The organism is Flavobacterium rhizosphaerae (assembly GCF_046000445.1).
In the GTDB taxonomy this organism is placed as follows: domain Bacteria; phylum Bacteroidota; class Bacteroidia; order Flavobacteriales; family Flavobacteriaceae; genus Flavobacterium; species Flavobacterium rhizosphaerae.
In genome coordinates, this window is the sequence record NZ_JBELPZ010000006.1 from 107488 (window position 1) to 131167 (window position 23680).

At 39.9% G+C, this 23680-nt stretch carries 24 protein-coding genes; 14 read left to right on the forward strand and 10 right to left on the reverse strand.

The genetic code is table 11. The features are described from left to right. The first annotated feature begins 38 nt into the window (after positions 1–38). Together ABS766_RS07905 and ABS766_RS07910 are read left to right on the forward strand one after the other, a co-directional pair. The gene (locus tag ABS766_RS07905; RefSeq protein WP_408084590.1) at positions 39–698 is read left to right on the forward strand and encodes a hypothetical protein; all 660 of its coding nucleotides are present in this window, start codon (positions 39–41) and stop codon (positions 696–698) included. Positions 699–837: 139 nt separating this feature from the next. Further along, entirely contained in the window at positions 838–1092 is a 255-nt protein-coding gene (locus tag ABS766_RS07910; protein WP_408084591.1) for a DUF7218 family protein, read from the forward strand. On the opposite strand, the gene ABS766_RS07915 is transcribed toward ABS766_RS07910, so the two are convergent. Then, positions 1089–1667, reverse strand: a complete 579-nt coding sequence (locus ABS766_RS07915; RefSeq protein WP_408084592.1) for a hypothetical protein — start codon at positions 1665–1667, stop codon at positions 1089–1091. The two genes, ABS766_RS07910 and ABS766_RS07915, sit on opposite strands and share 4 nt — an antisense overlap. Positions 1668–1773: 106 nt before the next feature. Further along, positions 1774–3642, reverse strand: a complete 1869-nt coding sequence (locus tag ABS766_RS07920) for an ABC-F family ATP-binding cassette domain-containing protein (RefSeq protein WP_408084593.1) — start codon at positions 3640–3642, stop codon at positions 1774–1776. A gap of 111 nt (positions 3643–3753) precedes the next feature. Here ABS766_RS07920 and ABS766_RS07925 point away from each other — a divergent pair, with 111 nt between their 5' ends. Next, a complete protein-coding gene (locus ABS766_RS07925) occupies positions 3754–4044 on the forward strand; it encodes a DUF7683 domain-containing protein (RefSeq protein WP_408084594.1) in 291 nt (96 codons plus the stop codon). A 4-nt stretch (positions 4045–4048) separates the two neighbouring features. Here ABS766_RS07925 and ABS766_RS07930 read toward each other — a convergent pair whose 3' ends face one another. The 3 genes from ABS766_RS07930 to ruvX all read right to left on the reverse strand — a co-directional run bounded on the left by ABS766_RS07930 (position 4049) and on the right by ruvX (position 6822). Next, positions 4049–4561 (reverse strand): hypothetical protein, encoded by a 513-nt coding sequence (locus tag ABS766_RS07930; RefSeq protein WP_408084595.1) that lies wholly within the window; start codon positions 4559–4561, stop codon positions 4049–4051. A 219-nt stretch (positions 4562–4780) separates the two neighbouring features. Continuing rightward, positions 4781–6301 carry a malate:quinone oxidoreductase gene (locus ABS766_RS07935; protein ID WP_408084596.1) on the reverse strand — a complete coding sequence of 507 codons (1521 nt, stop codon included), beginning with the start codon at positions 6299–6301 and terminating at the stop codon, positions 4781–4783. Between the two features lie 101 nt (positions 6302–6402). Beyond that, positions 6403–6822, reverse strand: a complete 420-nt coding sequence (ruvX, locus tag ABS766_RS07940) for a Holliday junction resolvase RuvX (RefSeq protein WP_408084597.1) — start codon at positions 6820–6822, stop codon at positions 6403–6405. A 137-nt stretch (positions 6823–6959) separates the two neighbouring features. On the opposite strand from ruvX, the gene ABS766_RS07945 reads away from it, so the two are divergent. Then, complete coding sequence (locus ABS766_RS07945) at positions 6960–7775, forward strand: 2,3,4,5-tetrahydropyridine-2,6-dicarboxylate N-succinyltransferase (RefSeq protein WP_408084598.1); 816 nt, start codon at positions 6960–6962, stop codon at positions 7773–7775. 8 nt (positions 7776–7783) lie between these two features. Further along, positions 7784–9619, forward strand: a complete 1836-nt coding sequence (locus ABS766_RS07950; RefSeq protein WP_408084599.1) for a glycosyltransferase family 9 protein — start codon at positions 7784–7786, stop codon at positions 9617–9619. Here ABS766_RS07950 and ABS766_RS07955 read toward each other — a convergent pair. Both ABS766_RS07955 and ABS766_RS07960 read right to left on the reverse strand, forming a co-directional pair. Then, complete coding sequence (locus ABS766_RS07955; protein ID WP_408084600.1) at positions 9591–10421, reverse strand: glycosyltransferase family 2 protein; 831 nt, start codon at positions 10419–10421, stop codon at positions 9591–9593. The genes ABS766_RS07950 and ABS766_RS07955 overlap by 29 nt on opposite strands. A 78-nt stretch (positions 10422–10499) precedes the next feature. Then, entirely contained in the window at positions 10500–11267 is a 768-nt protein-coding gene (locus tag ABS766_RS07960; RefSeq protein WP_408084601.1) for a protein kinase family protein, read from the reverse strand. Positions 11268–11360: 93 nt separating this feature from the next. Here ABS766_RS07960 and ABS766_RS07965 point away from each other — a divergent pair, with 93 nt between their 5' ends. Continuing rightward, positions 11361–12215, forward strand: a complete 855-nt coding sequence (locus ABS766_RS07965; protein WP_408084602.1) for a glycosyltransferase — start codon at positions 11361–11363, stop codon at positions 12213–12215. On the opposite strand, the gene ABS766_RS07970 is transcribed toward ABS766_RS07965, so the two are convergent. Then, positions 12216–13319 carry a glycosyltransferase family 4 protein gene (locus tag ABS766_RS07970; RefSeq protein ID WP_408084603.1) on the reverse strand — a complete coding sequence of 368 codons (1104 nt, stop codon included), beginning with the start codon at positions 13317–13319 and terminating at the stop codon, positions 12216–12218. A 138-nt stretch (positions 13320–13457) separates the two neighbouring features. Between ABS766_RS07970 and ABS766_RS07975 the strand changes: the two genes are divergently transcribed. From ABS766_RS07975 to ABS766_RS07990, 4 genes are all read left to right on the forward strand, one after another. Further along, on the forward strand, positions 13458–14561 hold the full coding sequence (locus tag ABS766_RS07975) for a DegT/DnrJ/EryC1/StrS family aminotransferase (RefSeq protein WP_408084604.1): 1104 nt from the start codon (positions 13458–13460) through the stop codon (positions 14559–14561). After that, positions 14558–15136 carry an L-threonylcarbamoyladenylate synthase gene (locus ABS766_RS07980; RefSeq protein WP_408084605.1) on the forward strand — a complete coding sequence of 193 codons (579 nt, stop codon included), beginning with the start codon at positions 14558–14560 and terminating at the stop codon, positions 15134–15136. The genes ABS766_RS07975 and ABS766_RS07980 overlap by 4 nt, the downstream gene beginning before the upstream one ends. After that, positions 15136–16566, forward strand: a complete 1431-nt coding sequence (locus ABS766_RS07985) for a CCA tRNA nucleotidyltransferase (RefSeq protein WP_408084606.1) — start codon at positions 15136–15138, stop codon at positions 16564–16566. Before ABS766_RS07980 ends, ABS766_RS07985 begins: the two co-directional genes overlap by 1 nt. Positions 16567–16684: 118 nt before the next feature. Beyond that, positions 16685–17740 carry a COX15/CtaA family protein gene (locus ABS766_RS07990; RefSeq protein WP_408084607.1) on the forward strand — a complete coding sequence of 352 codons (1056 nt, stop codon included), beginning with the start codon at positions 16685–16687 and terminating at the stop codon, positions 17738–17740. A gap of 66 nt (positions 17741–17806) precedes the next feature. Here the strand turns inward: ABS766_RS07990 and carB are convergent, their stop codons facing one another. Together carB and rpmH are read right to left on the reverse strand one after the other, a co-directional pair. Beyond that, positions 17807–20659 carry a carbamoyl-phosphate synthase large subunit gene (carB, locus tag ABS766_RS07995; RefSeq protein WP_408084608.1) on the reverse strand — a complete coding sequence of 951 codons (2853 nt, stop codon included), beginning with the start codon at positions 20657–20659 and terminating at the stop codon, positions 17807–17809. 180 nt (positions 20660–20839) lie between these two features. Continuing rightward, entirely contained in the window at positions 20840–21001 is a 162-nt protein-coding gene (gene rpmH, locus ABS766_RS08000; protein ID WP_252811998.1) for a 50S ribosomal protein L34, read from the reverse strand. A gap of 169 nt (positions 21002–21170) precedes the next feature. On the opposite strand from rpmH, the gene ABS766_RS08005 reads away from it, so the two are divergent. From ABS766_RS08005 to ABS766_RS08020, 4 genes are all read left to right on the forward strand, one after another. Beyond that, entirely contained in the window at positions 21171–21710 is a 540-nt protein-coding gene (locus ABS766_RS08005; RefSeq protein ID WP_408084609.1) for a DUF2892 domain-containing protein, read from the forward strand. A 137-nt stretch (positions 21711–21847) separates the two neighbouring features. Then, positions 21848–22546 (forward strand): TlpA family protein disulfide reductase, encoded by a 699-nt coding sequence (locus ABS766_RS08010; RefSeq protein WP_408084610.1) that lies wholly within the window; start codon positions 21848–21850, stop codon positions 22544–22546. Between the two features lie 46 nt (positions 22547–22592). After that, the gene (locus ABS766_RS08015; RefSeq protein WP_408084611.1) at positions 22593–22922 is read left to right on the forward strand and encodes a hypothetical protein; all 330 of its coding nucleotides are present in this window, start codon (positions 22593–22595) and stop codon (positions 22920–22922) included. Positions 22923–23062: 140 nt separating this feature from the next. Continuing rightward, entirely contained in the window at positions 23063–23677 is a 615-nt protein-coding gene (locus tag ABS766_RS08020) for a hypothetical protein (RefSeq protein ID WP_408084612.1), read from the forward strand. Positions 23678–23680 lie beyond the last annotated feature (3 nt).

Genomic DNA, 23680 nt, shown 5'->3' on the forward strand with positions numbered 1-23680 from the left:
TTTACATGGTATAAGTAACATAAAAATACAAAATAACCATGAGAAATTTAAAAGTAGTATTAGGAGCAATTGCTATTACATTATCATTAGCATCATGCAAGGATGAAGCTAAAATGACTGCCGAGCGCAATGTAGACCATTATGTGGTATATGTTGATTCAATTGACAGGCTGGACAGTAACGACCGTGTTGTAAACTGGGATGCTATTGAGGCAGAGTATAATGCTAAAATGTCTGAAGCAGAAGCCAATATGGAAAAACTGGACGAGAAAGCTAAAGAGCGTTATAACGAAGCTAAAGCTAAGTATGACCAGATTAAAAATGATGCAAAAGAATCTATGAATTCTAACAGTGGCAGCGATACTCTTGCAGCTACATTTTTTGGGCCTGGCAACGTTGTAGGTAACGATATGAGCTTTGCCTGGGTTAACAAAGATAATATACTAAGTGTGTACCAAAATTTCTTTGAAACATTTAAATCTAACAAAGATTCTTACTCTAGGCAAGACCTTGATAAGATAAAAGCTTGGTATGAAGCACTTGATGCACGTAAAAATACAGTTGAAAAAGAAGGCTTAACTTCTGAAGACAACAACAAAATTGCTGAAATCAAAGTTAAGTTTGCCCCTATGTTTAAATGGGAGCGTATAACTGCTAAAGGAGAAGAAAACGAAGATGCTAAGGAAGCTGCTGAATAAGCACTATCTAAAGCAAAATATTAATCGGTGTGGCTCTTAAAGCCACACCGATTTTTTTATAATATACTTAACTGATGGTTAACGCATTAAAATAATTACATCATGTAATTTTAATATCATAATTTAAAATTATAATGTTATGCCAGGTAAAAAATCACCTGGGCCACAGGTTAAGGATAAAGACCAGTATGAGGCCCTTAGAGACAAAGGCTACAGCAAACAAAAATCTGCAAGGATAGCCAACAGCAAAGGTGCAGAAAAACGTGGCGGTAAAGCCGGCACTTATGAAGACCGCACCAAGCAAAGCCTGTATGAAGAGGCGAAAAAAGTAGGTATAGAAGGCCGCAGTAAAATGACCAAAGCCGAACTGGCTAAAGCTCTGCGAAACAATTAGGCCAACAGGCCCCAAAGGTTACGGATGCCCAAAAGGGCATCGAGCATAAAAGAGCGGAACGGGCGCAATACAAAATGTTGCTTTGCCTGCCCTGCTTTTATAAAAATGAGTCCCAAATGATATGTGTCTATAGTAACCGTAACATTTGGGGCTTTTTTTAACGCCTCCCATGCTGCTTCCCGTTGTGGTGTGGCGTGTATATCTGCTAAAGCAATAATACTGTTATGGTTAGCATCCTGCAGTAACCGTTGAAAAACCGGCATTATGGTTTCTGTATCGTTTCCGGTAACTATACCAAGGTCAAAGCCTCCCGGCACAGGAGCCAGTTCCGAGAAAAACCAGAGTTTTTCCTGTTCCCTTTCAGCAACATCCCGCAGCATCGCCGTTACGGCATCGGCCTCTTCACCCAACACCAATAATTTAAACGATTTAAAATACCGCATGGTAGCTAATAGCACCTGCAACGCTTTTTTGCTCATACCTTTTTCAGGCGTAAAGCGGAGCCTCCTGCCGCTATATAAACCATCAGTAAGAAAAGCATACACAAACGGTGAGTGTACCCCGTGTGCATTCACAGAATTCCATAAGTAGTTTATGTAGCTTTGCGGTTTTATGTGTATAGGGTTTAAAGTTGATAACTAAACTGTCGCTATTACTGTAATTTTCCCTTTGCGTTGGGACTTACTCCATCTTAGCACTCAGTTCAAACCAACGTTCTGTTTTCACTTCAAGGGTATCTAAAATACGCTGTAACGCTTTAGACTTTGCTGTAATATCCCCTTCTGCAACACTACCATCAGCAAACTGTTGCTCAATAGTCAGTTTTTCCGCTTCCAGGTCTTTTATTTCCCGCTCTATTTTATCAAATTCCTTTTGCTCATTAAAAGTAAGCCCAGTTTTTACATTGGCCTGTTTCCATGATTTTTTATCATTATTGCCCGAAACTGCTTTTTCCTCTTTAACAGGCTCGGCACTGTCTTCATAACTGCGGAAATCACTGTAATTTCCGGGGAAATCTTCCACTACCCCGTCTCCCCTGAAAACAAACAGGTGGTCTACAATTTTATCCATAAAATAACGGTCGTGGCTCACTACCAGCAAACACCCGGGGTAATCCAGCAGAAACTGTTCCAGCACGTTAAGCGTAACAATGTCAAGGTCGTTTGTTGGCTCATCCAGTATCAGGAAATTAGGATTCTGAATCAGCACCGTACACAGGTACAAACGTTTAAGCTCTCCACCGCTCAGTTTTTCTACAAAATCATATTGCTTTTTACGGTCAAATAAAAACCGTTCCAATAATTGGGCTGCCGAAATAATACGCCCTTTAGAAAGCGGAATAAATTCGCCGTATTCTTTAATAATATCAATAACCTTTTGTTCGGGCTTGGGGTTAATGCCACTTTGGGTATAGTAGCCTATTTTTATGGTTTCGCCTATAACAACTTTACCGCTATCGGGCTGCAGGGTTTGGGTAATCAGGTTCAAAAAGGTGGACTTACCAGTGCCGTTTTTACCAATAATACCTATACGCTCACCACGCTTAAAATTATACTCAAACCCCTCTACTATTTTTTTATCCCCAAAACGCTTGCTTATGTTATGAAGCTCTACCACTTTACTGCCCATGCGCTCCATATTAATTTCCAGCTCCATCTGGTGCTCTTTACGGCGGCTGTTGGCTTTTTCCTTAATTACATAAAAATCGTCCTGGCGGCTTTTACTTTTTGTAGTACGAGCCTTAGGTTGACGGCGCATCCAGTCAAGCTCCTTAACAAACAGGTTTTTAGCCTTGTCTATACTGGCGTTTTCAGCAGCAATACGTTCTTCTTTCTTTTCTAAATAATAACTGTAATTACCTTTATATTGATACAGATTACCATTTTCAAGTTCTATAATTTCATTACATACACGCTCTAAAAAAAAGCGGTCGTGCGTTACCATAAAAAGAGTCATATTCTCTTTGGCAAAATAACTTTCCAGCCACTCAATCATTTCCAGGTCCAGGTGGTTGGTAGGCTCATCCAAAATAAGTAAATCCGGTTTACTAATCAGTATAATAGCCAGTGCCAGCCTCTTCTTTTGCCCGCCCGAAAGGCTTTTAACCTTCAGTTTCAGGTCTTCCATCTTCAGTTTAGAAAGTATCTGCTTGTACTGCGTTTCAAAATCCCACGCGTTAAACAGTTCCATACGTTCAAAAGCTTTTTGGTAGGCCTCGGCATCATCAGGGTTTTCAAGCGCTTTTTCGTATTGCTCAATAACTTTAAGCACCTCGTTATCACTCGCAAAAATACTTTCCTCAATCGTAAGGTCCGGGGTTAGGTTAGGTTCCTGACTTAAAAAAGCCATTTTAATTTCTTTGCGTATTACCACCTGGCCGGTATCCGGTTCATCTTCACCGGTAATAATTTTAAGTATGGAGGTTTTACCACTACCGTTTTTGGCTACAAAGGCTATTTTCTGGTCTTTATTGATACCAAAAGAAATGTTTTCAAAAAGGGTGCGCTCCCCGAACGACTTGGATATATTTTCTACAGAAAGATAATTCACAGATATAGTATTTTCTGCAAAAGTAACGTTTTAATCCTCAATTAGGAATTTCAAATTACGAATTACAGATTGACAGGAAGTGTTTTGTATTTTAGCGGAAACCAAACTACTATGGCAGCAGTTAGAATTGAAGACCTTTTACGTATAGATACCTTTGTAGAATATTATATAAAAGGTGATGAAGAATTTATTAAAGGAGAATATGATATCAGCTACTTACCGTTAGAAAGCCTGCTGACTATTTTTACACCCGAACCCAAAGATGATTATGAATTGGTTTTTACTTATGAAATTGATAAAGAATTAGCTTCAAAACTCAATGCTTTTTTAAAAGAGCCTATACTTTTTGATTTTGAGAATTATGATTATGCAATGCAGCGATACGGGATTTACAGGAAATAAAAAACTATTGTTTATCTAATATTATTTGTAAATCTTTCCCGGTTCTTCGTTTGTATTTTCTCAAAAACAATTCAAAATCCCGCGGCCCTTTTCCAAGCATATATTCATTTATAAGATACTCCCCTTCATCCATATTCCCAATTTTATATTCCTTTTTTACTACCTCCCATAAGTCTTTTTTATATTCTTTGGGAGCAGCATTAATATAGACTGAAACGGCATTAAAATCATCATTACTATAAAGCCTTACCCTTTTATTAGAGAGATATCCGTAATTTTTAATCATTCCCAATAAACACTCTATATTTTTACGGCTTACACGTTCGGAAAACTCATTCCACGTGACAGGTATGCCTTTAGTGTCAAATTCTAAATACTTTTCTATATCAATAGCCGGAACCGGATTATTTTCTATAACAGAATCTTTTCCTTTAGTAAAAAAAGTCGGGTTTATAGTTATTGATTTTTCTTTAGGTAAAACCCCAAAATGTAATGCGTGATTCCTTAAATAGTCCATTACATTCAATGTATCCACAACATTTTTTACATTTTTAGAAAGCAGGGAATCTCTTTTGGGCTGCGAAAACAATATTAAAGGCAGTAGGAGAACAAAGCATATAAAAAGAAGATAAGGTTTCACAGTTGGCATGTTGGTAGTTTTGGTTTTCTAAATATAATAAAAAAATCTGCCGTGGCTATTAACCCCGGCAGATTTATAAATATTATAGTAGGTAAATTACTGTTGTACCCCTTCTTCAAATGATACCAAACCCAATACGTTACTGGTATCTTGCCTCATTTTGGCAAGTAGTTGCGGGTTTTCATTAAGCTGTTGCCCGTAAGAAGGTATCATGGCTTTTAGTTTTTGCTGCCATGCATCGCTGTTCATTTTATCAGCAAAACAACGTTGCATCACATCAAGCATAATAGATACTGCTGTACTTGCTCCCGGAGATGCCCCAAGCAGTACTGCCAGTGTACCGTCGGCACTGTTTATCACCTCGGTTCCAAACTCCAGTTTACCGCCTTCTTTTTCGTCTTTTTTAATCACCTGTACCCGTTGCCCGGCTGTTTCAAGCACCCAGTCTTTCATATTAGCCTCGGGCAGGTATTCTTTAAGCGCGTTCAGCCTGTCTTCTTTGCTTTGGGTAACTTGCTGAATGAGGTATTTGGTAAGCGAAAGATTATGGAAGCCCGCGCTCAGCATCGGACCTATATTATTTGCCCTGATTGATGTAGGGAGGTCTAAATACGAACCCTGTTTTAAAAATTTTGTGCTAAACCCGGCATAAGGGCCAAAAAGTAACTCTTTTTTACCGTTTATCATACGGGTATCTATGTGCGGTACCGACATGGGTGGTGCACCAACCGATGCCTTACCATATACTTTTGCCGCATGCTTTTCTATAACCTCTTCATTAACGCAGCGAAGCCATTGCCCACTCACCGGGAAACCGCCAAAGCCATCACCCTCGGGTATATCGGCTTTCTCCAACAGGTGTAGCGATCCTCCACCTGCACCAATAAATACAAAATGGGCATATTTGCGTATTTTATCGCCGCTTTCTAAATTCTTTATTTTCAGTTTCCATTTATTACTGCCACTTTTTGAGCGCCTCATGCTTCTTACCTCATGTCCAAAATGTATGTTCACACCTTCCTGCTCGCCAAGCCAGGCAAACATATCACGGGTAAGTTCACCAAAGTTCACATCGGTACCAATCTTCATACGGGTTAAGGCCACAGGCTCATCATTCTTGCGCCCCTCCATAATAAGCGGTACCCAAGAGGCTATGGTATTACGGTCTTCAGTATATTCCATCCCTTTAAAAAGAGGATGCTGCTGTAGTGCCTCAAAACGCTTTTTAAGGTACTCCACATTTTCTTTGCCCCAAACAAAACTCATGTGCGGTATGCTGCGCACAAAATCTTCGGGGTTGGTAATCCTGTCTTTCTCTACCAAGTAAGACCAGAATTGTTTGGAAACCTCAAACCATTCGGCAATTTTTACCGCCTTCACGGTTTCAATTTCGCCATTGGGCAGCTCGGGTGTATAATTAAGCTCACAAAAAGCCGAGTGGCCCGTTCCGGCGTTATTCCACGCATCAGAACTTTCGGCAGCAGCCACATCAAGCCTTTCATATATATCAATTTTAACCTCAGGCATCAGTTCTTTTAAAAACATACCAAGGGTAGCGCTCATTATCCCGGCGCCTATTAAAATTACTTCGGGTTCCTGTTTTTCAGTTGCAGACATTGTACTAAATTTCAATTTGCAAATTTACTTCTAAAGCATTAAAATAGTAACACTGTAGAAGCTATATATATGTTAAAAAGTAATTTTTGTTTAAAGTGAAATTAAAACAGGTTATTTTTTTGTGATAAATAATCCTGTAGCATTATTGTTGCCGAAATTTCATCTATAAGGGCTTTATTTTGCCTTTGCTTCTTCTTTAACCCACTGCTAATCATGGTCTGAAAAGCCATTTTACTGGTAAAGCGTTCATCGGTACGCACAATTTCCATATCCGGAAATGTATTTTTAAACGCAGTTACAAACCCCTCAATAAGCGGTGCACTTTCAGAGGGTTGCCCGTTCATTTGTTTCGGGTCGCCAATAAGCACTTTTTCTACCTTTTCCTTTTCAAAATAATCTTTTAAAAATGACAGGGTGGTTTGAGAGGGTATTGTGGTAAGCCCCGAAGCTATAAGCTGCAACTCATCGGTTACTGCTATCCCGGTACGCTTAAGCCCGTAATCTATGGCAACAATGCGCATATAATTCAGTTTTTATACAAAAGTACTTTAAATTATGTCTCATCACAAAATACAGGCTTATTATGGTGGCGATATTTTATTTTAATACCTACTAATATTTAATCAGATTATTATCTTTGCCAAAACGCTAACAATAAATGAACACTCTTAAATCCACTATAGAAGCTGCGTGGGAAGACAGGCAGTTATTGCAAAATGAAACCACAACCAAAGCCATACGCGAAGTGATTGAACTGCTTGATGCAGGCACATTACGCGTTGCCGAACCTGTTGAGGGCGGCTGGCAGGTTAATGAGTGGGTAAAAAAAGCAGTGGTAATGTATTTTCCAATCCAGAAAATGGAAACCCTTGAAGCCGGCATTTTTGAATATCACGATAAAATGCCGCTTAAACATAATTATGCCGAAAAAGGCATACGCGTAGTACCTAATGCTGTGGCGCGCCATGGCGCCTATATATCATCGGGTGTTATACTTATGCCAAGCTATGTAAACATTGGCGCCTTTGTAGATGAGGGCACCATGGTAGATACCTGGGCTACTGTAGGCAGTTGCGCACAAATAGGCAAAAATGTACACCTTAGTGGTGGTGTAGGCATAGGCGGTGTGTTAGAGCCGCTTCAGGCAGCCCCAGTAATTATTGAAGACGGCGCTTTTATAGGCTCACGCTGTATTGTAGTAGAAGGTGTGCGTGTAGAAAAAGAAGCAGTACTGGGCGCCAACGTTTGCCTTACCGCCAGTACAAAAATTATAGATGTAACCGGAGATACACCTGTTGAAACAAAAGGTGTGGTACCTGCACGAAGTGTGGTAATACCGGGTACCTATACCAAAAAATTCCCTGCGGGGGAATACCAGGTGCCCTGCGCACTTATTATTGGTAAACGTAAACCAAGTACCGACCTTAAAACATCGCTTAATAATGCACTAAGGGAATATGATGTGGCTGTTTAATATAACTAATGAGCGATAATAAAATTAAAATATCTGCCCTTGCCATAGTTTATAACGAGGAGCATAACATACGCAAATATCTGCAAAACATGTCGTTTGCAGATGAAATTGTTATAGTAGATTCTTACAGTACAGACGATACCCCTACCATTATTAAACAGGAGTTTCCGCATGTGCGTTTTCACCAGCGTGCTTTTGATGACTTTTCTTCACAAAGAAACTATACATTAGACCTTGCTACATATGACTGGGTAATGTTTTTTGATGCCGATGAGCGGATTACCCAAAAAGGTATTGATGAAATAATATACATACTAAACAATGAGCCCGAAGAAGTTGCCTTATGGGTAAAACGGGTTTTTTATTACCAGGGCAGGCCGCTGGTAAACACTAATTTTAACGAAGACCGCACTGCAAGGGTTTTCAGGAAATCAAAATGCCGGTATACTGATAAACTGGTACACGAAAAGCTGGAAATAAACGGCAAAAGCCGTGTGCTCAAATATCCTATAGAGCACTACTCTTTTATAAATAAACAAGACTTTTTAAATAAAAGGCTGCAATACTCAAAGCTAAAAGCCCGGGAGTTTTATGCCGAGGGCATACGCCCTAATGTTTTTCATTTTACCATACGCCCGGCCTTCCGGTTTTTTAAATATTATGTTTTAAAATTTGGTTTTTTTAATGGCAGGCGCGGCTATGAAATAGCCCATATTTTAGGCTACCACGTTTATATGAGGTATGTGTACCTAAAAGAAATGAATAAGGTGCCCCGCAAAGTGTTGGTAATACAGCAAAAAATGATAGGCGATGTGTTAGCCAGCAGCAGTATTTGCCGTATCCTGAAAAAAGCATACCCCGAAAGCGAAATAGATTATATGATTTATGATTTTACTATGCCGGTTGTAGAGCATAACCCGTATATAGATAATATCATACTTTATAAAGATGATTTTCGCAAAAACCGGTATAAGCTTATACGTTTTGCCCTTTCTATCCGCAAAAAAAAGTATGATGCGGTTATTGATGCCTATAACAAATGGGAGAGCGGTATAATAACACTGGTATCAGGTGCTAAAACCCGTATTGGGTATAAAAAATGGTACACCTCTTTTTTCTATGATAATACCATAGAGCCAAACTGGCGCGTGCCGGATTCGGCACTGGTGCACCGCATGCAGCTGGCCGAGGCCCTTACCGGCACGGCAGAGCAGCCTGCATTCCCTAAAATATACCTGAAACCGGAAGAAAAGCAGGAAGCTGCACAAAAAATAAAGCAATGGGCAGGCCAGGTACCTGTTATTATGGTTAGCGTATTGGGCAGCGATGTTATAAAAAGCCTTCCGGCGGCAGAAATGGCTAAGGTTATTGATGCTGTAGCTAAAAATAATAATATAAAACTTATTTTTAATTACCTGCCAAAACAAACCCCGCTGGCACAGGAAATATATAACTTATGCCTGCCGGAAACCCGTTCAAAAATACTTTTTGATTTTTATATAGACAGCCTGCGCGGTTTTATGGCTGTTGTATCGCAGTGTATTGCCTTGATAGGTAATGAAGGTGGGGCTGTTAACATGGCCAAAGCGCTGGATATACCTACATTCACAATATTTTCCCCATGGATAAATAAAACATCATGGAATATGCTGGAGGATGGGGAAAAACATGAAGCCATACACCTGCAGGATTATTATCCCGATTTATACGGTGAAAAGCACCCTAAAGAGTTTAAAGACAAGGCAACAGAGCTGTACAAAAAATTAACCTTCAGTCTGTTTGAAAATAAGCTGAAAAAATTTGTAACGCATATAGTTAAGCAGACTGAGCCTCACCACCTTTAACAATGCCGTAAGGCGTCCATTTAATTTTTTTGTCCTTAACCTCTTTGCGTATGGCAAGGTTAGCCGCAAGTGATTCCGGCGTTTTATAGCCCCTGCTGTGGTCTAAATGCAGGCATACCGCTTTATGGCGTATCTGTTTGCCTTTAACGCCAAAGTTTTCAAGGCGTTCGCCAAACTCACGGTCGGGTCCGCCATATTTCATACGTTCATCATAACCGTTAATAGCTATCATATCATCTTTGAAACCGCTGGAGTTACAATTGTTAAATGAGGCATTGGTAGGGGTTACGGCATCAAGCACCGTACCCAGTATGGCACCCGAAGTTAATTTAAGCATCTGGCTAAAGCCAAGTTTATCTATTTTTTTAAGCCAGTTTGCATCAAAACAGCGGCCCTTTAAAATATCTTCTTTGGTAATGGTCTCACTGGTTTTCATGGTAAGTTTACAATACCCGCCTGACAGAAAACGGCCTCTTTCGGCATATTTGGCATGCACCTCAACAAAATCCTCACGGGGTATGCAATCCCCATCCGTCATAATTATATACTCATTGGCGGCTTCTGTAATAGCTACATTAAGTATCTCCTGGCGGCGGTACCCTTCATCCTCATGCCAAAGGTGTCGCAACGGCACAGGGTAAGCGGCAGCATAACGGTCAATCAGTTCTTTTGTAGCAGGGCGGGATCCATCATCGGCTACAATAAGCTCAAAATCTTTATAGGTTTGGTTGCTATAGCCTATAAGTACTTTTTCCAGCCACTTCTCAGCATTATAGGTACTTACTATTACAGATATTTTCATGTCAGGTAAATTTGTAAAGAATGTAAACCATTAACTATCAGCAGTTACATTACTTTATTTATTCAGGGTGCAAAGATATTACTTTTTTCTGAGCCCAAGGGCACGTTTAATAGCGCGTTTACGGTGAAAACGGGTGGCAAAATACTGCGCATGCTTTACCATCAGCGAAAAAACCTCTTCAAAAGGCCTGCCATATAATTTAGCATACTCATCGCTCATTACTTCAGTCAGGTGGCGCTCCGGGGTAAGCTTAGACATATTTTTAATACGCTCTTCCAGCGTCATGGGCCGGTTATGAAATGTCATCCGGTTAAGGTCCACCAAAAAAAATTCATACCTGCCGGGGCCCACTTTATTAATTAGGGTATTACCGGGGGTGTGGTCTTTAAACTCCACCCCTTTTTCGTGCAGCCTAAACGTAAACTTTGTAAACTGCCGTAGTATAATTTCATGTTCAGGGTAATCGGGTATCTCAATCAGTTGCCTGTAGGTAAGGTCGGGCGTCATGTGCAGGCTCATGTAATAGCTATCTTTAAAAGAAACCAAAGAGCTGTTTTCGCAAAAGGCAATGGGCTGCGGGGTCCCTATACCCATTTCCATCAAGCGGTTTGCATATTCATAAGAGCGCTGTGCCTTGCTGCTCCGTAAAAAACGGTAGGCTATTTTATTAAAAAAATTGGGTACTTTAAACGATTTTACATTTACAGTGATATCTCCTAAAGGAAAGGTCTTAATCTTATTACGCCTTCCATCAATAAATAAAGTGCCTTCAGTAGAAAAATGGGTAATAATATGGTTAATTGGTGCAGATTGAGAAATAAAGTCAGGATGAATGGTTATATTCATTGTGAAAAGTAAATTTATACAAAAATAACCATTTTATACCACACATTTAAACCGTCTATTTTATTTTTGCAGGTTAAAGCCTAAATCAAAAGCATGTTCAGCCATTATTTAATAACGCGTTTTAACCTTAAAAATCCCAAATGGGATGTAACAAAAAATAAAGAAAGCCTGCTTACTGATGAGTGGCTGGAGCACCGCCTATGGCTGTTTAAAAATTTTTGTTACCCCTCTGTAGTAGCACAAACAAACCGTAATTTTACATGGCTTATTTATTTTGATATTACTACGCCACAAACTTACCGCCAAAAAATAGCTGAAATTATAGGGGATGAGCCCAACATTAGGCTGATGTATATTGAAGGTATGCCGGCTTTTTATCCTGAAATTAAAAAGCTTATTACAGCAGAAACAGCAGATATCCCCTACCTTATTACAAGCCGTATTGATAATGATGACTGTATACGCAATACGTTTATTGATGAAGTGCAGAAAAAATTCAACCAGCAGGAGTACCTGGCTATTGATGTTATAAAAGGATATTCGCTACAAATAAAACCTGTAATAATGCTGGGTAAAAAAGAGCATGTTTTTAACCCTTTTATAAGCCTTATAGAAAAAAATGACGATCCAAAAACGGTATGGAAGAACGACCATAACCACTGGAAAAAAGAAACACGTATTATTCAGGTTACTGATAAACGCCTGTGGATGTCTATAATACACGAAAAAAACAAGGTAAATGAATTTGACGGTTATGGCAATATTACCTGGGATGATGTGAAAAATGATTTCATTCTTTCCAAAGAAATGAGTGCTACCATTGCAGCCAATATTTTGCCCTACAGCAAATGGTGGTTTACCAGCTTTAAAAATGCGCTATATGTAAACTGGGTGTTGTTTAATAAAACCCTGAAGAAAGCATTGGGCATTTACAGGTTAAAACAATAACTATTTAGCGGTTGCCACAGCCTGCAGCTCATCAAACATTTTTTTAGCAATAACCTCTTTAGTAAAGTTACCTAAAAGAAACTGGTAGCCGTTTTTAGTAAATTTTTCCTGCAAATCAGGGTTGTCAAGCATATACATTATCTTATCGGCAAAACTTTCAGGGTTGCCTACTTCGGCCATCAGCCCGGTAACGCCATCCTGAACCACTTCGGGTATACCTCCTGCGTTGGCAGCCACCACAGGTACATGGCAGGCATAGCACTCTAACAATACACCCCCTGTAGGCTCATTATTACTGGTAAATAAAAACAGGTCAAATTCAGGCAGTATCTGCGGTATATCTTTCCTGAAACCTGTAAAAATAATTTCCTGCGCTACGCCAAGTTCTTCGGCAAGAGCTTTTATTTCAGCCTCCTGAGGGCCTTCACCTACTAAAATATATTTAGCTTTCAGCCCCCTTTTATTCAGTTCAGCAACTGTCCTTATCCAGGTATGCAGGTCTTTCATACCTGTAAATGCCGCTATATTGCCTATAATTTTATAACCGGGCGCAATAGCATACTCTTTATGCAGTATAGCGGTATCGGCATATTTAAATTTATGCACATCGGTAACACTGCCTACCACGCAAAGTTTAGAATGGTCTTTTACGGCATACTTAAGCACATTAACAACCGGGTGCGAAACACATATTATTTTTTTAATGGCTTTATAATTATACTTCCACTTGCGTAATATATTGGTATCAACACGTTTAATCATGGTACGGCATAACACCAAAGGCACTTTTAACCCATATACCAGCGATGATAAAACCGAAAGTGTATGTGCTTTACTGCTGTGTATAAAAATTACATCTGCCTTTGTCTGGTCGGCTATATTTTTAAACCGTTTGGCAAACTTCAGGTCATATTCGCCTTTCAGGTCAAACGTAATGGTTTGCATATTCTTTGCCTGTGCAGCCTTATGCAGTTCAGAGCCTTCCACACAAACAATCCACTGGTCTTCTACATAGCCAAAGTCTTTAAAGGCTTCATAAAGGTAGATAATTTTCTGTTCGTGGCCCCGCCATCCTTTGGCTGCGCTAAACTGAATAAGCCTCATGTAGTAGTCAATTTTCAGCAAAAATATTACTTATGCTATAAAGCACAAGCTAATTATCGCTTTTTTAACCCGATAGCGCTGCCAACATAACCGCTTTGATAAACTTTTCGGTATTTTTGCCTGAAATTTGTATTTGTGATGATAAAATTTCTCGACCTGAAAAAAATGAACCTTGCCCACCGGGAAGCTATAGAAGCACGGCTGCTGAAAACCTTTCGCAGCGGATGGTATCTTTTAGGGCAGGAAGTAAAGCAGTTTGAGCAAAACCTTTCACAATATATAGCCACAAAGCATATAATAGGTGTAGCCAATGGGCTGGATGCCCTGCGGCTTATTTTTAAAGGGTATACAGCGCTTGGCTTTATGCAGCCGGGTGATGAAGTTATAGTACCCGCCAATACCTATATAGCCTCGGTACTCGCCGTTACCGATAATAACCTTACCCCTGTATTTGTTGAGCCGGAAACAGCAACCTTTAATATAGATATAGCTAAAATTGAGGACGCCATAACTAAAAAAACTAAAGCTATAATGGTGGTGCATTTGTATGGGCAGGCCGTTTTTAGTGAGCAGTTAAAAGCTTTGACTGAAAAATATAACCTTAAAATTATTGAAGATAATGCCCAGGCAATTGGCGCGGAATGGAACGGTATTAAAACCGGGAACCTTGGCGATGCCTCCGGTTTCAGTTTTTACCCGGGCAAAAATTTAGGCGCATTGGGCGATGGCGGTGCTGTAAGCACTAATGATGATGATCTGGCAGAAGTTGTACGGGCGCTGGCTAATTACGGCAGCGAAGAAAAATATGTAAATAAGTATAAAGGGTTAAACAGCAGGCTGGATGAAATTCAGGCAGCGGTACTGGATGAAAAACTAAAGCATCTTGATGCTGAAAATAGCCGCCGCAGGGAAATTGCAAATTATTATAGTCAAAATATAAAAAATGCAGTAATAAAACTGCCCCAAGCCCCGCAAGATGAAAAAGCGCATGTATGGCATTTATTTGTAATCCGCACACCGCAACGTGACAGGCTACAGCAGTATTTAACAGATAATGGCATACAAACCTTAATACATTATCCTATACCGCCTTATAAACAACAGGCATATGCAATATACAACCACCTATCATTCCCTATTACTGAGGTTATCCATAATGAGGTGTTGAGTTTGCCTATAAGCCCGGTACTTACCGATGAAGAAGTTAAAACTATAGTTGACGTTTTAAATAGTTACCAATGACAGAAAAAGATATAATCAACAAGGAGGTACATAATGCCTTTGAAGCCATAAAGGCCGGGGGCATCATCCTTTACCCTACCGATACCGTTTGGGGTATTGGTTGCGACGCTACCAACCCCGATGCGGTTAAAAAGATTTATGACCTGAAAATGCGTGCCGAAAGCAAAAGCATGATTGTACTGGTAAATAGTGACCGCTTGCTGTACCAGATATTCAATGAAATTCCTGAAACAGCATTCCAGATTATGGACCTGACCGAAAAGCCCACTACTTTTGTACTGGATAAGCCACGTAATGTGTCCCCTAACCTCATAGCACCGGATAACACCCTTGGGGTACGCATGGTAACCGAGCCTTTTTGCTATAAGCTGATGGAACGCATGAAAAAACCACTGGTTTCAACCTCGGCAAATATAAGCGGGCAGCCTACCCCGTCTTCTTTTAAAGAAATTGACCACCATATTTTGGACGGCGTAGACTATATTGTAAATTTGCACCACGATAAAATTGCCGCCAAACCCTCGGCTATTATTAAGTTGGGGAATGACATGACGGTTAAAGTGATACGCCCATAATGGAAAGAAAAACTTCATACAAAGAAGCTCTTACAAATAAAATTTTTGATATTACCGCTCAGGCTGCCAAAGCTATTAATGTAGAAAGCTATGTTATTGGAGGCTATGTGCGTGATTTTTTATTACAGCGCAATTTAAAAAAAGACATTGATATTGTTGCGGTGGGCAGCGGTATAGCACTTGCTGAAAAAGTGGCACAGCTTATACCCAAAAAAACCAAAGTACAGGTTTTTAAAACCTATGGCACTGCCATGCTAAGGTATCAGGATATTGATGTGGAGTTTGTAGGCGCCCGCAAAGAAAGCTATCGCGAAGACAGCCGCAACCCCATAGTAGAAAACGGTACGCTGGAAGACGACCAGAACCGCCGTGATTTTACTATTAATGCATTGGCACTATCACTTTCTGAAGAAAATTTCGGTGAACTGGTTGATCCTTTTAATGGTGTAGACGACTTAGAAAATAAAATAATACGCACCCCTTTAGATCCGGATATTACCTACAGTGATGATCCCCTGCGGATGATGCGCGCCATACGTTTTGCCACACAGCTTAACTTTACTATTGAAGAAAAGTCGCTTAATGCCATAACGCGTAATAAAGACCGTATAAAGATCATCACCAATGAGCGTATTGTGGATGAGCTGAATAAAATACTGGCGGCCCCCGTACCGTCTGTTGGTTTTAAGCTGTTGTATAACACAGGTCTTTTAGATATTATTTTACCGGAACTTACCGCCCTTAAGGGGGTTGAAGAAGTAGAAGGCCAAACGCATAAAGATAATTTTTACCATACACTGGAAGTTGTAGATAATATAGCCCAAAATACCGATGATGTATGGCTACGCTGGGCGGCACTCCTGCATGATATAGGTAAAGCGCCAACCAAGAGGTTTGTAAAAAAACAGGGATGGACATTTCATGGGCATGAGTTTTTAGGTGGCAAAATGGTAAAAAAATTGTTTGAACGCCTGCACATGCCGCTAAACAACAAAATGAAGTTTGTTTCCAAAATGGTAATGCTCAGCTCCCGGCCTATTATACTGGCGCAGGATATTGTAACTGACAGCGCAGTACGCCGCCTTATTTTTGATGCCGGTGAGGATATTGACAGCCTGATGACACTATGCGAAGCAGACATTACCACCAAAAATCCTAAAAAGTTTAAAAAATACCATAATAACTTTAAAATAGTACGCCAGAAAATTGTGGAGGTTGAGGAGCGCGATCATGTGCGTAACTTTCAGCCACCTATTACAGGGGAAGAAATTATGGAAATATTCAACCTGAAACCGTCGCGGGAAATAGGCGTTTTAAAAGAAGCTATAAAAGAGGCTATACTGGAAGGTGAAATAGATAATGAATATCAGGCTGCCCATGATTTTATGATGGAACATGCTAAAAAAATGGGGCTTGAAGTAGTAAAGTAGCACTGAAGAATCCCGGGATTTCCAAATGTAACAGATAACTGGAAATGATATATATCATACGTTGCGTATAATAATTTGAGTTCATTTGTGGGTTACTAATAACTCTTTAAATATAAACATGAAAAAATACTTTATCCCCATAACTAAGACTGCCCTTATACTGGTTTATTTGGTAATTGTTGCGGGTGCGTTGGTGCGTATGACCGGTAGCGGCATGGGCTGCCCGGACTGGCCCAAATGTTTTGGATACTATATACCCCCTACTGATATAAACGAGCTGCAATGGGCGCCCAACCGTGAATTTAAGCGTGGGCAGGTCATTATTAAAGATGAAAAGCTTTGGGTAGCCCATGAAAATTTTACCACTGGTAATGAATATAATGAAGCAAACTGGGAGCCGTATACCAAACATGACTATGCCGAATTTAACCCAATGCATACCTGGGTAGAATATATTAACCGGCTTGTGGGCGCATTGGCAGGGTTGGCAGTATTGGCTATGGCAGTAGCATCAATCAAGGCATTTAGCAAAACAAAAACCTCAGTAATACTGCTCTCCTGGCTCTCTGTATTTTTTATGGGCTTCCAGGCCTGGTTGGGGGCTACGGTAGTTTATAGTGTACTAAACCCGGTTAAAATAACCATCCACATGGTTATGGCACTTATCATTGTACTGGTACTCCTTAATATACTAGATAAGGCAAAAGAAATTACCCATACCGAGAAAATATATAAATACGATGGCTTCTTTAAAAAACTGCTTTGGGTAGCCCTGCTGTTTACTCTAATACAAGTAATTTTGGGTACACAGGTTAGGCAGTTTGTAGATGAACAGATAAAATTGCTGGGGTACGAAAATATGGCGCTTGTAATGCAAAACCCAACCGTTACCTTTTATGTGCACCGGTCTTTTTCCATATTGGTGTTAGGTCTTAACATCTGGCTGTTTATTATGAATAAACAAAAAGAACTGGGTTATGCAAAAACATCATGGGTACTGGTATTGCTGCTTATAGAAATAGCTTCAGGTATTGCCATGTATAATTTTGAGTTTCCGTTTGCTTCGCAAACCGTGCATGTAGTTATAGCCTCTATAATATTTGGCATACAATATTACATGATACTGGAAAGCCGCCGCAGCAGCATTACAGCTACAACATCCAAAAATGTTTAAATTACCTGCTGCAAATTGAAGATAAAAAAAGCCCTTTGATGATTCAAAGGGCTTTTTTGCTATTTATTATTTACTCAGGTACATTTTCCTGCGGGAATATAACTCGTAGAACTGGTCATCTTTAAGGTCATCAATAAACAGGATGCTCTCCCCTGTCGATTTCATTTCAGGGCCCAGTTTTTTATTCACACCCGGAAATTTATTGAAAGAGAATACCGGCTGTTTTATGGCATAGCCTTTAAGCTGTGGGTTAAAGGTAAAATCTTTCACTTTCTTCTCACCCAACATTATTTTAGTAGCATAGTTTACATAAGGTTCACCATACGCTTTAGCTATAAACGGTACGGTACGCGATGCCCTTGGGTTAGCTTCAATAATATATACTGTATCATCTTTAATGGCAAATTGTATATTGATAAGCCCAACCGTTTTAAGCGCAAGCGCAATTTTACGAGTATGGTCTTTTATCTGCTGCATTACAAATTCGCCCAGGTTAAACGGTGGTAGTGTAGCATTACTGTCGCCTGAGTGCACACCACAAGGCTCAATATGCTCCATAATACCTATTATATATACATCCTCACCATCGCAAATGGCATCAGCTTCCGCCTCTATAGCCCCATCAAGATAATGATCTAATAATAGTTTATTGCCCGGTATGCTTTTAAGCAGGTCTATAACATGCTCTTCAAGCTCCTGCTTGTTGATTACAATTTTCATCCCCTGGCCACCCAGTACATAAGACGGACGCACCAATAGTGGGAAATCCAGATCGTCAGCCAGTGTTACGGCTTCCTCTGCACTTGATGCCACCCCAAATTTAGGGAAAGGTATTTTAAGCTCAGTAAGCAGTTCAGAGAATCGGCCGCGGTCTTCGGCAAGGTCAAGCGCTTCAAAGCTTGTTCCTAAAATCTTTATACCGTATCGGTCTAATTTTTCAGCCAGCTTAAGCGCCGTTTGCCCACCAAGCTGTACAATAACACCTTCAGGTTTTTCATGGCGGATAATATCGTAAATATGTTCCCAGAAAACCGGTTCAAAATACAGTTTATCAGCCGTATCAAAATCAGTTGAAACTGTTTCGGGGTTACAGTTTATCATTATAGTCTCATAACCACATTCAGATGCTGCCAATACACCGTGCACGCAGGAATAGTCAAACTCTATACCCTGCCCTATGCGGTTTGGCCCTGATCCTAATACTACTACTTTTTTACGGTCGCTCACAATACTTTCATTATGCACATAACGGGTACCGTCTGCCTTTTCAATTTCTTCCTCAAAAGTAGAATAGTAGTACGGTGTTTTTGCCTCAAACTCGGCAGCACAGGTATCTACAAGTTTATAAACGCGCTTAATGCCCATTTCTTCACGCTTGTTATATACCTGGCTTTCAAGGCATCCCAGCATATAGGCAATCTGCCTGTCGGCAAAACCTTTTTGCTTGGCTTCTAAAAGCAATTCTTTTGGCAGCGTATCCAGTTTAAACGTTGATATTTCTTTTTCAAGCGTATATAACTCCTCATACTGCCTAAGAAACCACATATCTATTTTAGTAATTTCGTGTATACGGTTTAAGGGTATACCCATTTGTATGGCATCATAAAGCACAAAAACACGGTCCCAGCTTGGGTTGGTAAGCTTATCTATAATCTGGTCATAATTGGTGTAGCCTTTACCGTCTGCTCCCAGGCCGTTACGCTTAATTTCCAGCGATTGGGTAGCTTTATGCAAAGCTTCCTGAAACGAGCGGCCTATGCCCATTACCTCCCCTACCGATTTCATTTGCAGGCCAAGTGTACGCTCTGCACCCTCAAACTTATCAAAGTTCCAGCGTGGTATTTTTACAATAACATAGTCAAGCGTAGGCTCAAATAATGCCGAGGTAGATTTTGTAATCTGGTTCATCAGTTCATCAAGGTGGTAACCCAGCGCCAGCTTGCTGGCTATTTTTGCAATAGGATAACCTGTAGCCTTACTGGCCAGTGCTGATGAACGGGACACGCGGGGGTTAATTTCTATGGCTACAATATCTTCTTTTTCATCGGGGCTAACAGCAAACTGCACATTACAGCCTCCGGCAAAATTACCAATGCTGCGCATCATTTTTATAGCCATGTCACGCATTTTCTGATACGTGCGGTCAGAAAGCGTCATGGCAGGCGCTACAGTGATACTATCGCCCGTATGTATACCCATCGGGTCCATATTTTCTATAGAACAGATAATTACTACGTTATCATTTTTATCACGTAATAACTCCAGCTCATATTCTTTCCAGCCTAAAAGGGCTTTATCTATAAGTACCTCATGTATTGGCGAAGCCTCAAGGCCCCGTGTAAGCAGTTCATCAAAATCTTCTTTACGGTGTACAAAAGATGCCCCGCTGCCCCCCAAAGTAAAAGACGGACGTATAACAAGCGGAAAGCCAAACTCCTGTGCTATCTCTTTACCTTTTAAAAACGAAGTAGCCGTTTTTGCCGGAGCAGCCGGTATACCAATTTTTTCCAGGAGTTGTTTAAACTGCTCCCGGTCTTCGGTAATATTTATGGCATTTACGTCTACCCCTATAAGCCTCACATTAAAATCAGCCCATATCCCTTTTTCTTCTGCCTCAAGGCAAAGGTTAAGCGCGGTTTGCCCACCCATGGTAGGCAATACAGCATCAATTTCAGGGTGCGCTTTTAAAATTTCTATTATAGATTTGGTATTAAGCGGTTTCAGGTACACATGGTCGGCCATAGAAGGGTCGGTCATAATAGTAGCCGGGTTAGAGTTTATAAGTATTACCTTAATTCCCTCTTCGCGTAATGAGCGCGCCGACTGAGACCCTGCATAATCAAATTCACAAGCCTGCCCTATAATAATTGGGCCGGAGCCGATAATAAGTACTGTTTTAATGGATGTGTCTTTAGGCATTGTATATGTTGTAGTTGTGTTATAATTTCCTGTTACAGATGTGCAAATTTAGGCATTTATGTACTCTCTCCCAAAACTCTTTACGGTAGTTTATACCTGCACTGGGGAGTTAATGGCAGGGTACAAAAAAAGGCGTTACCTAAAAAAAAGTAACGCCTTTATGTATGCTTTAATAAAACATTATTTCTTATGCCTAGGTTCGCTGGAAACTGTTAGTCTATGCCTTCCTTTGGCCCTTCTGCGAGCAAGCACCTTTCTACCGTTGGCTGATGCCATTCTCTCCATAAAACCGTGCTTGTTTCTTCTTTTTCTCTTTGATGGTTGAAACGTTCTCTTACTCATTGCTTTGTATCTTTAATTCTTAATGAAAAATCTTTAGCGGGACCTTCGGAATTTACTTCTTCCAAAACCGAGTGCAAATATACAAAGGTTTTTTTTTCGCGCAAGCAGTTTTATAAAAAATATTTTTATCCATTTTTATTACCTTTGCAACCGTAAAACCCGATACATCATGTTCAATAAAAATATTAAACTTATAATAGCCGCACTAATAACCATTGTAGCGGTTTGGCAATTTACAGAAAAAAATATAGGTAACGGTATTTTCCTGTTGCTTTTGGCTGGTCTGGTTATATTACTGTATTTCAAAAATGAATTTATATTACTGGCTTTTCTTAAATTAAGGAAACAGGATTTTGACGGCGCCAAGAAATGGCTCGATAAAATTAAAGACCCACATACGGCGTTGGTACAAAAGCAGGAAGGATATTACAATTACCTGAATGGCCTGATGCTGAGCCAGACTAATCTTACACAGGCTGAGAAGTACCTTAAAAAAGCAGTACAGCTCGGGTTGAATATGGACCAGGACCTGGCAATGGCAAAACTTAACCTGGCGGGAATAGCCATGACAAAAAACCGAAAAATTGAAGCCGAAAAATTACTCGCTGAGGCAAAAAAACTGGATAAGCAGGGTATGCTTAAAGAACAGATTACTATGATGAAGCAACAGATGAAAAGAGGCCCCGTGCAGCAAATGAGAAGGTATTAATTTATAAATTAAACACTATAGAGAGCCACCCAAACGGGTGGCTTTTTATTTACCATACTATAACCTAAATTAAACCATTAAAAAACAACACTTTAATTAAATTTTTAGTACATTTATTGTATTAATTGCTACACCAAATGAAGGCATTGGTAGTATATATAGCATTTATACTATGCCCTCTCTTACTTTACAGCCAGGGAGACAGCCTTATTTTCTCTAATGCAATCCGTATTAACTTTAATAAATATAAAAAAGACGCCGCATATGCCTGCCGGCACCACGATGCCGGGCGTACAGCTTTTTTATTCGACTCGCTTGTAAAGTACCGCCTTGCCGGTACTACTTTTGATAATTTTACCATTAAAAAGTGTAGTGGAGGTAAATTAAAATTTAACACCATTGATAAACCGGTAGTGCTTATAACCTATGCCTCATGGTGTGTACGGGGTACAGGTGAAATAGATGCGCTTAACCGCCTGGCTCAGAAATATGGTAAAGAAGTGCAGTTTGTAGTATTGTTTTGGGACCGGAAAAAGAATATGAAAAAAATTGCCCGTAAATTCAGCGGTCGCATAACTGTGTGTTATGCGCATGAATATTATGGGGCAGATGCCCCTTTGGTCTCCTCACTTAAACATACCCTGGGTTTACCGCTGGCTGTATATCTTGATAAAAACCGTACAGTAAAAGACATCAGACGCTGTGGCACATTACCACGCTTTAAGGCTACCGAAAAAGAAAAGGCTATGGCCGTTAACTACAACTCTTTTTTAGATGGCATGGCGCTGTTACTTTTAGACCGGGAAATTAAAAAAGAAATGCTGGCGGTTAAATAATATGGTATACTTTTTTTATACTTTTATCTACAAAACCGCTTACTAAATGAAAATATTTCTCTGTTTTTTAATGCTTTGCACTTTAAAACTAGCCTTTCCTCAAAACCAAAACTATACTCCTAAGCCGCCAGCCTATAAAATTAATGGCAAACGTGTGCTTTATGAAGGTTATATTATAAACCGCAACGGAGCAAAAGTATACACCGAAAATATGGATTACACTGGCTTTTGTTTTGACTATCTTGCATCCCTACCCGTTTTTAAAGAAAATGACACTTTGGTTTTGGTGGCTTCCAGCAGGCATGACCGCTTTGAGAACGACGAATTTTTTTATGTGCATAAAAAGTATATCGGTAAAGAACTGACATTCCGTTAAGTAACTATGACCTTAATGAGCGCTATACCGAGGGCAACCCTTTTGACGATAAACTTAGTTTTGGCAATAATTGCGGTGAGGGTTTAAACGAAGAAGGTTATAATTACGAGGAAAGTTTTAATGCCGAAGACTATCATGATGTGTTGGTAACGCTTATAACAGAAAAAGAATTTTTAAAACGAAAAAAAACGGCCGCCCCCGATTACCTAATCAGGAACAAGGCTTTGGTAAAAAAAGACAGCACTATTACCATAGGCGGGCAAAAATTCAGGGATGGTTACGGAGAGGGGCACCAGCCAAATATTTACTCTTATATTGGCGAATATAAAAAGCTTAATGCTTATTTATTAGAGTATATGTGCTCAGCCTGTGAAGAATATAACTATGAACTTATAGATAAAACTACAGGGGAAGAAATTTCTTCCTTTACTAATATTCCTGTTTTTTCTAAAAACTTCGAGTTTGTTATAGACCTGGGGCAACTTTTTAGCAATTCTCCTACTATACTTAATATATATAAATGGAAAGACCATGACGGCTATATGCAAAACACTTATAAAGAATTTGCCAACTGGTCGCCCATAGGCGATGGATTTTGGGGTGCTGACAATTGCTATTATATCGCGGTTATGCCTACCCTGACAGCAGAACGCTACAGGGGTAAAGAAATGAAAAGCCGTAAAAAAGCCCATTACAACTACCGTTATATAAAAATTCAGGTTAAAGCCCCTACAGTAAAAGAGGAAGGATACTGAAAT